The sequence below is a fragment of the Jiangella mangrovi genome (assembly GCF_014204975.1).
Taxonomy (GTDB): Bacteria; Actinomycetota; Actinomycetes; order Jiangellales; family Jiangellaceae; genus Jiangella; species Jiangella mangrovi.
This window is the reverse complement of sequence record NZ_JACHMM010000001.1, coordinates 4,413,728-4,428,565: the sequence shown is the minus strand read 5'-3', so window position 1 is coordinate 4,428,565 and position 14,838 is coordinate 4,413,728. Positions and strand designations below refer to the sequence as shown.

The 14,838-nt window shown below is 71.6% G+C and carries 10 protein-coding genes; 3 read left to right on the top strand and 7 right to left on the bottom strand.

Features of this window, described 5'->3' with window-relative positions:
• Positions 1-20 precede the first annotated feature (20 nt).
• Positions 21-4,559, bottom strand: a complete 4,539-nt coding sequence (locus HD601_RS20585) for a 3-keto-alpha-glucoside-1,2-lyase-like domain-containing protein (protein WP_184824997.1) — start codon at positions 4,557-4,559, stop codon at positions 21-23.
• Between the two features lie 198 nt (positions 4,560-4,757).
• Between HD601_RS20585 and HD601_RS20580 the strand changes: the two genes are divergently transcribed.
• Complete coding sequence (locus HD601_RS20580; protein ID WP_343076434.1) at positions 4,758-6,005, top strand: ROK family transcriptional regulator; 1,248 nt, start codon at positions 4,758-4,760, stop codon at positions 6,003-6,005.
• On the opposite strand, the gene HD601_RS20575 is transcribed toward HD601_RS20580, so the two are convergent.
• From HD601_RS20575 to HD601_RS20555, 5 genes are read right to left on the bottom strand one after another with little or no spacing between them, the layout of a single operon-like run.
• Entirely contained in the window at positions 5,972-7,051 is a 1,080-nt protein-coding gene (locus HD601_RS20575) for a 2-hydroxyacid dehydrogenase (RefSeq protein ID WP_184824993.1), read from the bottom strand. The two genes, HD601_RS20580 and HD601_RS20575, sit on opposite strands and share 34 nt — an antisense overlap.
• Complete coding sequence (locus HD601_RS20570; RefSeq protein ID WP_184824991.1) at positions 7,048-8,502, bottom strand: FGGY family carbohydrate kinase; 1,455 nt, start codon at positions 8,500-8,502, stop codon at positions 7,048-7,050. Before HD601_RS20570 ends, HD601_RS20575 begins: the two co-directional genes overlap by 4 nt.
• 17 nt (positions 8,503-8,519) lie before the next feature.
• Positions 8,520-9,305 (bottom strand): DeoR/GlpR family DNA-binding transcription regulator, encoded by a 786-nt coding sequence (locus HD601_RS20565; protein WP_184824989.1) that lies wholly within the window; start codon positions 9,303-9,305, stop codon positions 8,520-8,522.
• Positions 9,302-9,943, bottom strand: a complete 642-nt coding sequence (locus tag HD601_RS20560; protein WP_184824987.1) for a histidine phosphatase family protein — start codon at positions 9,941-9,943, stop codon at positions 9,302-9,304. Before HD601_RS20560 ends, HD601_RS20565 begins: the two co-directional genes overlap by 4 nt.
• The gene (locus HD601_RS20555) at positions 9,940-11,487 is read right to left on the bottom strand and encodes an FGGY-family carbohydrate kinase (protein ID WP_184824985.1); all 1,548 of its coding nucleotides are present in this window, start codon (positions 11,485-11,487) and stop codon (positions 9,940-9,942) included. Before HD601_RS20555 ends, HD601_RS20560 begins: the two co-directional genes overlap by 4 nt.
• A gap of 214 nt (positions 11,488-11,701) precedes the next feature.
• Here HD601_RS20555 and HD601_RS20550 point away from each other — a divergent pair, with 214 nt between their 5' ends.
• Positions 11,702-12,388 (top strand): glycerophosphodiester phosphodiesterase, encoded by a 687-nt coding sequence (locus HD601_RS20550; RefSeq protein WP_221441158.1) that lies wholly within the window; start codon positions 11,702-11,704, stop codon positions 12,386-12,388.
• Between the two features lie 23 nt (positions 12,389-12,411).
• Here HD601_RS20550 and HD601_RS20545 read toward each other — a convergent pair whose 3' ends face one another.
• Positions 12,412-13,317 carry an acyltransferase domain-containing protein gene (locus tag HD601_RS20545; RefSeq protein ID WP_184824981.1) on the bottom strand — a complete coding sequence of 302 codons (906 nt, stop codon included), beginning with the start codon at positions 13,315-13,317 and terminating at the stop codon, positions 12,412-12,414.
• Between the two features lie 136 nt (positions 13,318-13,453).
• On the opposite strand from HD601_RS20545, the gene HD601_RS20540 reads away from it, so the two are divergent.
• Positions 13,454-14,827, top strand: a complete 1,374-nt coding sequence (locus HD601_RS20540; protein ID WP_184824979.1) for an extracellular solute-binding protein — start codon at positions 13,454-13,456, stop codon at positions 14,825-14,827.
• The last annotated feature ends 11 nt before the right edge of the window (positions 14,828-14,838 follow it).

The window sequence follows — 14,838 nt, the reverse complement described above, 5'->3', positions numbered from 1 at the left end:
CATCGTCTGTCACTGCTGTGTCACGACATGGACCACGACGTCCGGCTCGACGCCGGGCGCCCGATGTCGCTGCGGGCGGCGGTGCTGACGATGGCGCCGCGCTCGCGTGCCGTGAGCACGCCGTCGGTCACCAGCTGGCCGGTCACCTCCCCGGCGTGCCGCACGAAGGCGCCGTGGCTGGACCATTCGCCGTCGTCGAGGATGAGGTCGTTGACCGTGCAGCCGTCGTCCAGGGCGTAGCTGGGCACGCCGCTGTCGAGGTCGCCGATCATGACGGTCTCCCGCGGGTCCGGCTCCGGGCAGGCGCCCGGGTCGCCGTCGCCGATGGTGAACTCGGCCGTCTGCCATTCCTCGGTGTGGCCGGCCACGTCCACCGACCGGAACTCGACGACGTGGTCGCCGGGCTCGGTGACGGTGATCGGCTCGGTGTAGGCCACCGGCTCCTCCGTGTCGGCCATCCGGTACTGCGTCTCGGCGACGCCGGACGTGGCGTCCTGCGCGCCGAGGGTCACCGTCACCGGACCGGTGTAGACGTCGCCGGCCTGCTCGCCGGCCAGCGATGCCGTGGTGGTGGGCGCCGTCTGGTCGATGAGGAACTCGATCTCCTCGATCCCGGTCTCGACCGGGGGCTGACCGGTGGACGGCGTCACCTCGAAGGTCGCCACCATCCCGGCCCACGTCGTGGGATCGTCCGGGTCGGGCCGGTTCGAGTGCGGCGTGCAGTAGACGTAGTACGTGCCCACGTCGGCGGCGTCGAAGAAGAACGGGTCGTCCTCCCAGTCGTCGCCGAGCGGACGGGACGCCAGCACCTCGCCGTTCTCGTCGGTGATCACGACGTCGTGGGCGTAGCCCGGGACGTACTGGAACTTGACGGTGTCGCCCTGCGCCACGCTGAAGTCGGTCTCGCTGAACCCGAAACCGCCCGAGCCGACGAGGATCTCCTTCTCGACCGGCTCACCGCCGTCGCCGGGGATCGCCGCCTTGTAGTCGATGTTGTAGACACCGTCGGTGTCGAACAGCACCGGCTCGGTCCACGTACGCCATTCCGTCTCGTCCGTGCGCGGCCGCCAGAACAGCTCGGCGTCCGGGTCGTTGGACTCCAGGCCGAGCGTGACCGGCGAGACGTACCAGCCGTTGGCGCCGTCGGGCTCGGGCGGCGCCAGCGTGGCGTCGACCGTCAGCTCGTCCGCGATCTCCTTGATCCAGACGTTGCGGAACTCGACGCTCTCACCGGCCGCCTGCCCCGACGAGTGGTTCTGCAGGCCGACGAAGCCCTCGAGCGGACGGGTGCCGTCGCTGGTGAACGTGGTGACCTCGACGCCGTTGAGCGTGACGCGGTACTCCTGGCCGATCACCTCGATCTCCATCGTGTTCCACTCACCGATCGGGTTCGTGGCCAGCGACTCGGCCGGAGCGTAGTTGTAGATCGCGCCGGTGCGAGTCATCGGATCGTCGGTGCCGTCGTAGATCTGGACCTCGTGGCCCTCGTCGATCGTGTTCGTCGGATCGCCCTGCGGGTCGGGGAAGCGGACGTACACGCCGGAGTTGTCCGTCGGCGCCTGGACCCGGAAGTCGACCCGCATGACGTAGTCGGAGAACGTCTTCTCGTCGTACCAGAGCAGGCCCATGCCGCCGAACGGCTCGAGCAGCCCGCACTCGTCGATCTCGAAGCCGCCCGGGCCGGCCATGGTCCAGCCGTCGAGCGTCTCGCCGTCGTACAGCGGCACGAAGCCCGCCGGCGGCGCCTGCGGCTCGGGGCACTGCGTGTCGCCGAGCTCCTTGATCCAGATGTCGCGGAAGAACACGTTGTCCGACACGCGGTTGTTCTGGATGCCGACGAAGCCGGAGGCGAGGTCGCGCCCGGAGCCCTCCGGGTTCTCGTACTCGTTGACCAGCACGTCGTTGATCCAGACCCGGACCATCGGGTCCTCGACCTCGATCTCCATCTCGTTCCACTCACCGGCGACCGTCGGGAACGACGTCGGCGCCTGGAACGTGTAGATCGACCCGGTCTTGGACTTGTCCTGGGCGCCCGGCGAGCCGCCGGTGTCGTCGATCTGGATCTCGTAGCCCTGGCGCACGGCGACGTACGGATCGTCACCGGGGTCGGGGAACCCGAAGAACACGCCGGAGTTGTCGTCCTCGGCCACGGCCTTGAAGTCGAGGTGCAGCCGATAGGACTCGAACTCCTCCTCGTGCCAGAGCATCCCCAGGCCGGCCGGGTCGCCGACCGACTCGAGGGCACACGAGCCCGCGCGCTCCCCGTCCGGGACGACGGCGAACCCACCCGGGCCGGACTGGTTCCAGCCGGTCAGCGTGGCGCCGTCCCACAATGGCCGGTAACCCTCGTCGGGCTGCGGCGCCGCACACGCGGGCTCCTCCGGGACGCACAGCGAGTAGTCGGAGAACGTCGCGGTCAGCGGCGTCTCGATCGCGTTCGGGCCGTGGGCGGCGAAGAAGCCGAACTGGGGCGCTTCGTACTGCGAGATCGGCGCCGGTCGCCCGACGTTGACCCAGGTCACGCCGTCGCGGGAGTAGGCGGCCCGCACGTTCTCGCCGTCACCGCTCAACCGGAGGTGCAGCGTCCGCGGCGCGTTGGTGATGGTGGGGTTGTCGACCCCGCCCTGGTAGCGGATCTCTCCGTTCTGGTGGAAGAGGTACTCCATCCGCCCGTCGACCGCGCTGCCGTACGGCGGGAAGTAGGCCGCCTTGGTGAAGTTCTGATCGTCGGCGTAGATGATGAACCCGGCCTGGTCATGGCTGACCGACTCCGCCGGCAGGTCGACGGTGACCGTGGCCTCCCAGCGCCCGTCGGGTACCGGAGTCATGATCAGGTTCTGCGCGGTGGTGTTGATGTTGCCGGTCAGGTGGTTGCTGATCATGTCGCCCTGCAGCATGTCGATCTCGAGGGCGCCGTCGGTCTGCCGGTAGCCGTCCGGGTTCTCGCGCACGATCGTCGGCCAGGCCTCGCGGTCGAGCTCGGTCCCGGCGAAGTCGTCGGTCACGCACTGCCCGGGGCCGGTGTCGGGCACGTGGTCGACCCGGTACAGGCCGGCGTTCGGGCTGTTCCCGAACGCGCCGCCCTCCAGCACGTACAGCGATCCGTCCGGGCCGAACTCGCCGTCCATCAGGCCGGACCAGGTCTGGCCGGGCATGAAGTCGTCGATGGCCTCGACCTGCTCGTTCTCGTCCAGGTCGGCCGTCTTGACGTGGCCGCGGTGGAAGTCGAGCAGGAACCAGCGCCCGTCGTAGTGCTCGGGGAACTTGGTGTCGGACTGCAGCGCCGGGTCGTAGCGGTAGACCGGGCCCGACATCGGGCCGCCCGCGCCGGAGCCCATGTTCAGGAACGGCTCCGGGATCGGGTTGAGCTCCTGCGCCGGCCAGCCGACCCACGACTCGGGCCAGCCCGTCCAGCTGCGCGGGTAGTAGATCGTCGCCGGCGTCACGGGCGGGAGCTGGTCCAGCCCGGTGTTGTTCGGCGAGTCGTTGACCGGGCCGTTCTCGCAGTCGTAGAAGTCACCGAGCGGCTGGTTGGTCGCGTAGTCCCACGGCCGGTACGGGTAGTTGTTCCCGATGCAGAACGGGTACCCGAAGTTCGCCGCCTCCGACGTCGCCATGTACTGGTCGAAGCCCCACGGGCCGCGCTCGGTCCAGTCGCCCAGCCGGTCCGGCCCGTAGTTGCCGATGTGCAGCCGGTCGGTCGCGGGGTCCAGCGAGATGCGGAACGGGTTGCGGAACCCCATCGCGAAGATCTCCGGCCGGGTCTTGCCGCCGCCGTCCTCCTCGCCGGTGAACAGGTTCCCGTCCGGGATCGTGTAGGTGCCGTCGGGCTGCGGCGTGATCCGCAGGACCTTGCCACGCAGGTCGTTCGTGTTGCCCGAGGTCCGGCGGTCGTCGTTGTACCAGTGTGTCGGACGGCTGTCGAGCGGCGAGTACTGCTGGTTGAGGTCCGGCGGCGACTCGTCTCCGGTGCTCAGGTACAGGTTGCCGGCGGAGTCGAAGTCGACGTCCCCGGCGACATGGCAGCAGTGCGTCTTGTTGTAGGGGACCTTCAGCATGACGACCTCGGACTCGACGTCGAGCTGGTCGTTCTCGACGACGAACCGGGAGAGGTAGTGCGCGTTCTCGGCGCGGGTCGTGTAGTACACGTACACCCAGCCGTTCGTCGCGAAGTCCGGGTCCAGGGCCAGGCCCAGCAGGCCGCCCTCCTGGTTCTTCGACCCCTCGAAGTCGGGGTTCTGCGGCAGCGGGTGGTCGTCGAAGACGTCCAGCTCGCCCACCACCATCGCGTGCCCCATGTTCGGGTCATACACGCGGATGACGCCGTCGCGGCTGGTCATGTACACGCGGCCGTCGTCGGCGATGTCCATGTTCATCGGCTGGGAGATGCCGGGAGCCACCAGCACCTTCTCGAACTCGTCGGCTGCGGACAGTTCCGCGAACGTACCGCCGGGTTCGGCCGGGACCTCGGTCGTCTGTGCGGTGGCCGGCGTGCTGACCAGGACTGACAACAGCAGCGCCAGTAACAATGGTAACGATGCGGATCGCTTGCCCAACATGGCTTCCTCCCGGGGAAGGGGACCGGTTCTGACCTGTACGAACGCCGTGTCGATCTACTGCGGAGGAATGTGATGAGTAGCGCCCTGCAGGTGCCGGCAAGCAGAGCCTGGCTTCGGGTTGACGGCCACAACTGACAGCGGTGACGACCACCACCTACACTTAGTAAGGAAACTTCCCTAACTATGTTGACGATCACTATGTTGGTACGTGATCGTTGGTGTCAAGGGGTACTAGTGACGCAAACCGGACATGGCAGTGGGCCCCAGATGCTGCGGCTCATGAACTGCGCGGCGGTGCTCAGCGCCATCCGTGCCACGGGCACGGCACGTGTGACGGATCTGATCCGAGCGACCGGCCTGTCGCGTCCCACGGTCAGTGCGGCGGTGTCGACGCTCATGGCCGACGGATGGGTCGAAGAGACCGAGGCCCCCGACCCCGACCTGCCGCGCATGGGCCGACCGGCGCGCGTGCTGCGGTTCCGTGCCGACGCGCGGTACGTGCTCGGGATCGACGTCGGGCCGCACAAGATCTACTGCGTCGTCGCCGATCTCAGCGGAACCGTCGTCTCCCATGCCCGCCGCGACGTCGACGGGCCCAGGACCCATGCCCAGCTGCTCGAGCAGGTGAAGGCCACGATGCGCCGGGCGCTCGATGCGGTGCCCGTCCCGTCGTCCGCGCTCGCGGCGGTGGGCATCGGAACGCCGGGTGTCGTGGACGACCAGCGTGGCGCCGTGGTGCAGGCGCCGTCCATCCCCGGATGGAGCTCACTGGAGCTGGGCGGGCTGTTCCGGCGCAGCGTCGAGTGTTCCGTCCGGGTCGAGAACGACGTCAACCTCGCCGTCATGGCCGAGCGTTGGAACGGTGCCGGCGGCGCTGCCGAGAACCTGATCCTCGTGCAGTGGGGTGCCCGGGTCGGTGCGGCGGTGCTGGTGCACGGTCAGTTGCACCGTGGCGCTCACGGCGCGGCCGGAGAGCTCGGTTTCCTCGAACTCGACGAAGAACCCCGAGGTGTCCAGCCCGACGGCCTCGGCCCGCTGGAGTCCGCGGCGGGAACCGCGTGGATCCTGCGCCGGGCGGTCAGCCTCGGCTTCGACGACGGCGCCGATGCCGCCGCCGTCCTCACCGCGGCGGCCGACGGCGAGCCTCGGGCGCTCCAGGCCGTCGAGGAGGCCTGCGCCCAGCTGTCGCGAGGACTCGCCTCCTTCGTGTCCGCCATCGACCCCGAGTTGGTCATCATCGGCGGCAGCATCGCCCTGGCCGGCGACGCGGTACTGGCGAGCATGCGGCGGCATCTCGGCCGGCGTGCGCTCGTGACGCCCCGGTTGGAGCTCAGCCAGCTCGGCGACGACGCGGTGGCGCTCGGTGCCGTGCGGCTCGCCCTCGCCGATGCCGAGCGACGGCTGCTGGACGTCTATGCGGCTCCGTCGTCGGCTGAGCAGGTGTGACACGTGTCGCGCGGCGGGTTCACGAGGCCGGGCGGCTCCTCGCCAGCGAGCCAGGCGGCGACGGCGGCGGCGCCGAGCTCCGCCGCGCGGTGGGCGGTCTGCTTCGTCGCGCCGGCGAGGTGCGGCGTCATCACCACCCGGTCCGAGCGCAGCAGCGGCCAGCCGGGCGCCGGCGGTTCGGCGGGGAAGACGTCGAATCCGGCCCCGGCCAGGTGGCCGTCGTCGAGGGCGGTGAGCAGCGCGTCGTAGTCGACCAGGCCGCCACGGGCGGAGTTGACCAGGTAGCTTCCCGGCCGCATCAGGGCCAGTGCCGCCGCGTCGATCAGGCCCGCCGTGCCGGCGGTGAGCCGGGCGTGCAGGCTGACGATGTCGCTGCTCGTCAGCAGCTCCTCCAGTGAGACCAGCGCGACACCCTCCGGGAGCTCCGCCGGCGCGACATACGGGTCCGTGACCAGCACGCGGGCGTCGAACGCCTGCAGCATCCGCGCCACCCGCCGGCCGATGGCGCCGTAGCCCACCAGCCCCACCGTCGACCCGCTCAGCTCCAGCCCGCACTCGTCGTAGGCGTACAGGTCGCTGCGCCACTGCCCGGCGGCGACGGTGCCGTGGACGCGCGGGATCGCCCGTACCGTTGCCAGGATCAGCGTGACGGCGTGCTCCGCGGCGGCGACGGCGTTGCGGCCGGGGGTGTTGCACACCAGCACACCGCGCTCGGTGCAGGCGTCGACGTTGACGTTGACCGGGCCGCCTCGCGTGCAGACGACCAGCCGCAACGACGGCGCCGCGGCGAGCACCCGCTCGGTGACGGGCGCCATCTGGGTGACGATGACCTCCGCGTCGCGAGCCAGCTCGACGAGTTCGTCCTCGACGTCGGAGGCCTCGTCGACCTCGGCGACGCGGCCGAACGGAACGTGTGGCCAGGGCAGTTCCAGCGTCCGCAGCTCGACGGCCGGCGGCGACGGCGTCCGTGCCACCGCCGCGAGCAGCCGTTCGGCCAGGAGGTCGTTGCGGACGAACTGGTCACCGGCCAGCAGGATCCGGCTCATGACTGCCCTTCCGGCGTGCGCGTCCAGGTCTCGCGGGCGACGGCGACGCGGTCGAGGTAGTCGGCGAACCCGTCGTCGTACCGGGATCGGAGCGCGGGTGTGGGTTCGACGACGTGCGCCCGGACCGGCCATCCGGGGGACTCGCCACGTGCCTCCAGCGCGGAGAGCACCGCACCGTAGGCGCCGGCCTGTGGCACGTCGACGACCTCGAGCGGGCGGCCGAGCACGTCGGCGAAGAGCTGGGTCCAGGCCATGCTCTGCGCGCCGCCGCCACAGACTGCGAGCCGCCCGGTCAGCCCGGCGGCGTCGAAGCAGTGCCGGGCCGCGTAGGCGAGCCCTTCGCACAGGCCGCGGACCAGGTCGGCGCGCGACGTGGCCAGGTGCAGGCCGTCGAACCGGCCGCGAGCGGACGCCTCGACGAACGGTGCTCGTTCGCCCGACGCCGACCAGTACGGCAGCACGGACACGCCGCGGGCACCCGGCGGCGACTCCGCCAGCAACTCGGCCAGCGCGGACACCGGGGCGCCGACCAGGCGCAGCAGCCAGTCCAACGATGCCGTGCCGACCATGGCCGGCATGGCGCGGATCCACCGGCCCGGCTGCCAGGTCGCCAGCAGGAGACCGGCGCGGTGGGGAAGTGGGCCGGGGTCGGCCGTCACGACCTGGCAGGCCAGCGTCGTGCCGATGATCAGCAGGCCGTCGCCGGGCTCGACCGTGCCGCTGCCGCGGGCGGAGGCGAGCAGGTCGTACGGGCCCGCGCTCACCGTCGTCGACGGCGGCAGCCCGAGGCCGGCCGCTGCGGCCGGTGTCAGTCCCGCCGCCGGACCGGCCGGCCCGACCACCGGAGGCAGCAGGTCGCGGCGGTGGGAGAGCCCGGTGAGCCCCAGGAGTTCGTCGGACCAGTCGCGGGTGATCGGGTCGAGCAGGGGATACGACGCGTCGGACAGATCCACGGCGCGGACCCCGGTGAGCCGCTGGAACACCGTCCCGACACAGTGCGTGGCCGTCGCCGCGCGGTCCAGCGTGGCGGGCTCGTCGCGGTCGAGCACGGCGAGGATCGCGGCGGACGCACCGGGGAAGACCATGCCGCCGTTGCCGGCGAGGACGGCGTCGGCCGTGCCGTCGCGGTCCCACCGGCGTACGACGTCGGCGGCGCGGCCGTCCAGCCACGACGCCGCGGGCCGGACGGGGACGCCGTCGGCGTCGGCGAGCCAGCAGCCGTCGCCCTGGCCGGTGAGCGCCACGAGCTCCGGCGTGCCGGGCAGCCGGTCGGCGACCTCGTGGACCACGGCGGCGACGGAGGCCACGACGGCGTCGGCGTCCTGCTCGACCCGGCCGTCGTCACCGTGGACGAGCTCGGTCGGGACGCTGTGCGCGCTGAGCTCGGTGCCGTCGTCGCCGTAGCCGACGGCCTTGGTGAGCGTGGTGCCGATGTCGACGCCGATGTACATGCCGCCTCCTTGCTGACTCAGGGGGTGTCGAGCGGTGCGACGTGGACGTTCACCTGGTGGTCGCGCAGGGTGCGCAGCACGTCGGCGGGGGCGCCGGCGTCGACCACGACGTCGTCGAAGTCGGCCAGCGGCGCCAGTTGGTGCAGCGCGGTGCCGCCGAGCTTGGTGTGGTCCATGAGCAGCACCTTGCGCGTGGCCGAGCGCATCATGGCCCGCTTGACCAGCACGATCTCCTGCTCCTGGTGGTAGGTCAGCCCGCCTGACGCCGCGGACGTCGAGGTCAGCAGCACGTCGGCGTGCAGCGACTCGATCGCCTCGATGCACGGCACGCCGAGGAAGGAGTCGTGCGTCGGGTAGTACTCGCCGCCCAGGGCGATGAGCCGAACCCCGTCGACCTGGCTCACGGCGTTGATGACCTGCAGGAAGTTCGTGATGACGGTGAGCGGGGCGGCGTCGGGAAGCAGCTCGGCCACGCCGAGGGTCGTCGTCGAGTCGTCCAGCATGACCGCCATGCCGGGCTCGATGAGCGTACGGGCGACGCGAGCGATGGCGGCCTTCTCGGCGCGCGCGGTGCGCAGCCGGTAGGCGACGTTGCTCTCGAAGACGCTGGAGGGCTGGGCGCTGACCCCGCCGCGGTACTTGCGGACGACGCCCTGCCGCTCGAGCTCGTCGAGGTCGCGGTGGACGGTCATCAGGCTGACGCCGAACGTCTCGGCCAGCTGGCTCGCCGAGACCGAGCCCTCGCGCAGGACGTGGTCGGCGATCTGGTCCTGGCGTGCGTTGCGGGTGGTCCGGCCGGTCATGACGCGGTCCGGTTGTAGTGGTCGAGGCTGACCGCGTGGTTGTAGTGGTCGAGGGTGACGGTGCCGCCGGCGCCGAAGGCGAGGCGGGTGGTGGCGGTCGGTTCCGGGCCGCGGAGCGCGGTGCGATACGTGCGCATCGGGATGCCGGTGAGCCGGCAGACCAGGAGGCGCATCAGCGTGTTGTGGCAGATCACCAGGACATTCTGGTCCGGATGCCGGTCGACGACGTCGAGAAGCGCCCGCTGCGCGCGGTCGGCGGCCGCTTCGGGATGCTCGCCCCCTGGGTGGTGATGGGCGACGGGGTCGTGTTCGAACGCCGCGACCGCATCGGGGTCGGCCGCGCGGAGCTGGGCCAGGGTCCTGCCCTCGGCGGCGCCGAAGTCGAGCTCGCGCAGGCGCGGATCGGTGTGCACGGCCAGCCCGGTGACGGCGGCGACGGCGGCAGCGGTCTGCTGGGCGCGGAGCAGGTCGGAGGCGTAGAGGGCGTCGGGGACGTCGGCGCCGCGCTGGGCGGCGGCGAGGGCGGCGGCCTGCTGGTGCCCGACGTCGTCGAGGCCGACGTCGCTGGAGCCGGTGTAGCGGTTGCCCTCGTGCCAGGCGGTGCGGCCGTGCCGCGCGAGGGTGATGGTGGTCGTCATGGGGCGTACCCGTTCAGCCGAGGGGCGGTGGTCGTCGGGGTGGCGCCGGCCTCGGTGCCGGCGAGGTCGAGGTGACCGCGCCGGGTCAGTTCGGCGACCAGCTGCTCGTAGCCCGCGGTGAGCCGCTCGTGCGACCCGGCGCGCGGCTCGACGACGGCGCGGCGGGCGACCATGGTCGCGGCGCGGGCGGCGACCGTCGTCCCGGGTGCCGAGGCGAGGACCGCCATCCCGAACGCGGGCTCGGGGGTCCGGGGCAGCGCGAGCGGCCGGCCGAGCACGTCGGCGCGGAGCTGGTTCCAGTAGGCGCTGCGGGTGGCGCCGCCGGTGATGGTGACGTCGCCGCTGACGTCGGCGCCGAGTCCGCCGAGCCGTTCGAAGCAGAGCCGCTCGACGTAGGCGACGCCCTGGACGACGGCGGCGTACCGCTCCGCCCTGGTGGTCGTGGTGCCGAGCTCGAACCGGGTGGCGTCCGGACGGACGAAGGGGAACCGCTCGCCCCGCGCCGTCAGCGGGTAGACGACCGCGCCGGCCGGCTCGAACCGCCGGGCCTCGGCGGCCAGTACGTCGAGGTCGTCGTCGGCGAACTCCTCGGCGACGGCACCCGCCCCGACGTTCGACGCCCCGCCCGGGAGCCAGCCGCCGTCGGGATGCCGGTGGCTGTAGACGGCGCCCGCAGGGTCGTCGATGAGCGCTGCGGAGACGCCCTTGAGCACCAGGGTGGTGCCGAGCACGGAGTTCCAGCTGCCCGGCGAGAGCGCTCCGGCGGCGATCTGGGCGGCGCACCCGTCCGTCATTCCCGCGACCACGGGTGTGCCGGCGGGCAGGCCGGTGTGGGCCGACGACGCCGCGGTCACGGTGCCGAGACGGGTGCCGGGCGGGACGACCGAGGGGAGGCGGCCGGCGTCGACACCGGCCGCGTCGAGGAGTTGCGGGTCCCAGCGCTCCTCGACGACGTCGTAGCCCGACTTCAGCGCGTGGCTGCTGTCAGTGGGCACCCGGTGGCCCACCAGCGCCGCGGCGACGACGTCGGCGCTGTGCGCGACGTACCCGGGGCACCGGCCCGTCGTGGCTTGCCGGCGGAGCAGCCAGTCGATCTTCGGCAGGGCCCAGGACAGCTGGACCGACGCGTCGGGCTCCGCGTGCGGTGCGCCGGAGCCGCCGGCGCGCAGCCGTTCCCGCAGCCGGGACAGCTCACCCACCGCGCGGGCGTCGTCGTACATGAGTGCCGGCGTGATGGGTGCGCCCCGCTCGTCGGTGAGCAGGACGGTGCCCGACGTGCTGCAGATCGCGACCGCGCCGACCGGTGACCTCCGCTGCCGCGGCGGCAGGCCGGCGAGGGCCTGCCGGGACGCCGCGCCGACCGCGTGCCACCACTGGTGCGGATCCTGCTCGTGCCGGCGTCCGCCGGGGCTGCGACGGTCGCTCGTGAGCCCGGCGGACCCGAGCGCGAGCACTCGGCCGGTGTCGTCGGAGATGAGGACCCGCACGCTCTGCGTCCCGATGTCGACGCCGGCCCAGAGGACGTCCGCGGGCCTCGACTCCATGTGCGCTCCGTCTGCTCGATGTCCGTTCCGTACCGAACGCTATCGCATAGTTAACACCAGTACATGTGATGCACCCTCGCAGATCGCGATGATGCTTGCCAATATCTCAATCTGGACGTTAAGTTACCGCACCAAGTGTTAGCTACGTCCGTCCCGTCCATCGGATCCGATGGCAACCGTCACGTCGGAGGCGCTCGTGGGGAGTCGAATGGTTATGTGCGCGCACCGCGGCTCTCCGGCCGTGGCGCCGGAGAACACCCTGGCCTCGTTCCGGCGCGCCGTGGAGCAGGGCGCCGACGAGGTCGAGCTGGATCTGCGGTTGTCCGCGGACGGGCGCCTCGTCGTCCTGCACGACGAGACCGTCGACCGGACGACCGACGGCACCGGCGCCGTCGCCGACCTGACCTTCGCGGAGCTCCAGGCCCTGGACGCGGGCGGGGAGCCGGTGCCGTCGTTCGAGTCGGTGCTCGACGCCGTCGCCGTGCCGCTGCAGGTCGAGATCAAGGCGCCCGAGGCGGTCGGGCCACTGGCCGCCCTGCTGCGTGAGCGCCCGGCCGAGCTCGACCGGATCTCGCCCTGCAGCTTCGAGCCGGAGGTCGTGGCCGAACTGGTCCGGCTCTTCCCGTCCACTCCCGTGGGGCTGATCGCGTCGGCCGGCTCCGCCGAGAACGTGGCGCGGGCGGCCGGCTCCGGCGCGTCGCGGGTGCTCCTCGGCTGGCCGGGCACCACTCGCGCCCTGGTGGCGAGTGCGCACCGGCGCGGCCTGGACGTCAGCGTCTGGCCGGTCGACACGCCGGCGCAGCTGCGCGCCGCCAGCGACCTGGGGGTCGACGGCTTCACCACCGACCATCCGGGCCTCATCGGGGCCGAGCTCGCTCGCACCGCGGGAGCGCGGTCATGACGCCGGTCCGCATGCGGCTCCGCTCAGAGCCGGAACCACCCGGTGCGGAAGTGCCAGGGGCGGCCCGCACGGATGTGGGTCACCAGGGCGCGCTGCAGCGACGTGTCCTGCGGCAGTGCGTCGAGGTGATCGGCGGGGCGCTCGAAGACGAACTCGACGACAGTGCCGGCGCGGTCCGGGCCGGGATCCGGCGCGAGCTCGAACCGGCGCTGGAAGGCGAGGATGTTCGAGTCGGCCGCGAGGTACGAGCGCAGCTGCGGATCCAGTACCCACGAGGTGCAGACGCCGAACCGGTGGTCCTCGTGCCCGAACTCGCGCCGGTAGAAGGCGGTGGCCGCGGCGATGGACTCGTCGCACGCCGCCGGAGTCAGCCGTCCCTCCGGGATGTGCAGGGACAGCACGGGCTCGCCTCGGACCGGGCCCGCGGCGCCGTGTCCCGGCGCGTCCGCGTCGAAGTAGCTCCGCTCGACGTGGAGTCTGCCGAAGTCGAGGATGGTGGCCCGGAAGTGCCGGGTCAGCCAGTTCTGCTCGCTCAGTCCGGCGACGCCGTGCAGGGACCTGTACGCGGCCAGCTGGGCGGCGAGGTTGGCCAGGATCCGGCTGCCGTCGCGTCGCGTCACGCCGTGGCGCTCGTGGAACGCGCGCACCTCGGGGAGAACCGACAGGAACACCCAGACGTAGACCAGGTTCCCCACCCGCTCGTGCGGCGGGCCGACGTCGTGCCAGTCCGGCAGGGTCCGTGGATCACCCAGGTGCGCGATCAGCTGCCCGCGTCGCTCCGCGAGCAGTGCCAGCAGGCCGGGCGAGGCCGCCAACGCCGGACGGGCCGCCAGCACGGCGAGCCGGTCCTCGGGGGCGACGCCGATCTCCGCGAGCCAGGCATCGGCCTGTTCCGCCGAGGGCAGCTCCGCGGTTCCGGGCTCGTGCATGGTCCCTGATCCCCTTCCTCGGTCCCGCCCCTGAGGCGGTCCGGCACTACTCATTGCGCAGTCTCAACGGTCGCACTATAGTTTCGCAACCCTGAATCTATCTTCGAAATATCGAAGAGTTATGGCAGGAGGTCTCGTGTTCACACCCACGCATGTCACGACGCAGCTGTCGCGTCGCCGGGCGCTCCAGCTCGGCGGCGCCGCCGGGCTGGCGGCCTTCCTCGGGTCCTGCGGGCTCGGCGAGGACACCGACGGCGGCTCCGGCGGAGGGGGCGGGAAGGTCGACCTCTGGCTGACGCCCAACGCCTCGCCCGAGGCCATGAAGGCGTTCACCGACGAGATGGCCGCGGGCATCAAGGAGTCCTCGGCCGGTGAGATCACCGCGTCGAGCCTGGTCATCCCGTGGGAGAACGCTCTGACGAAATACACCGCGGGGTTCTCGGGCAACAACCCGCCGGACGTGACCTACCAGATCATCCCGTGGATGAACAAGTGGCGCGAGACCGGCGTGCTCGCCGACTTCCGCGAGCTCGCCGGCGAGGACGACCTCGCATCCTTCACGCAGGGGCAGCCTCAGTCCTACCTCGACGCGGCCACGGGCCCGGACGGCGAGCTGTACGCCGTCCCGTTCACCCAGGGGTTCCAGCCGCTCGGCCTGAACGCCGCGATCTGGGAGAAGGCCGGGCAGCCGCCGCTGCCCACGACCTTCGAGGAGATGATCGGCTTCGCGGAGGCGCTGACCTTCGACACCAGCGGCCGCAACCTCAAGGACCCGGGCTTCGACGCCGGCAACGTCGAGCACTGGGGGATGGCGTGGTCGAGCATCCCGACCCAGGAGGACAACTGGGTCTGGCAGTACTTCTGGGGCTACGGCAGCGACTACATCAACGAGGCCCGCGACGACATCGGCTTCGACACCCCCGAGGGCCGCGAGGCGCTCGAGGTGATGAAGCGGCTCGTCGACTCCGGCGCGGTGGTTCCGCAGGGCACCTTCGCCGACGACGCCCGCTGGAGCCAGGCCACCATCTCGGGCAAGGCTGGGATGCAGTGGATGCCGCCGCTGTCGGCGGAGCTGTGCACGCAGTACCCCGACGCGCGGCTGACGGTGATCCCGCTGCCGGGCGGGCCGGCGGGACGCAACATCGTCGCCGGCTGCGGCTACTGGGCGGTGTCGGCGAAGAGCGACGACCTCGACGCGGCCTACGAGTACGCCAGGTTCCTGCTCCAGCCCGACCAGACCGACCGCTACATCCGCATGATCCTGGGCCAGCCGACCCGCCCGGTCGAGGGCAACTTCTACGAGGAGCCCCTCGCCGACCCGCGGATGAACACCTTCCTGAACGAGGCCACCGAGTACGGCCAGTACGCCCGGGCCACCCTGGTGCTGCCGTACCAGCCGCAGGAGTTCCTGATCGGCAAGATCAACGACTACCTGTTCAACGGCCAGCCCCTCGACGCCATGATCTCCGAGGCCTCCGAGGGCATTCGGCAGATGGCCAGCACCGCCTGACCCGGCGCGCA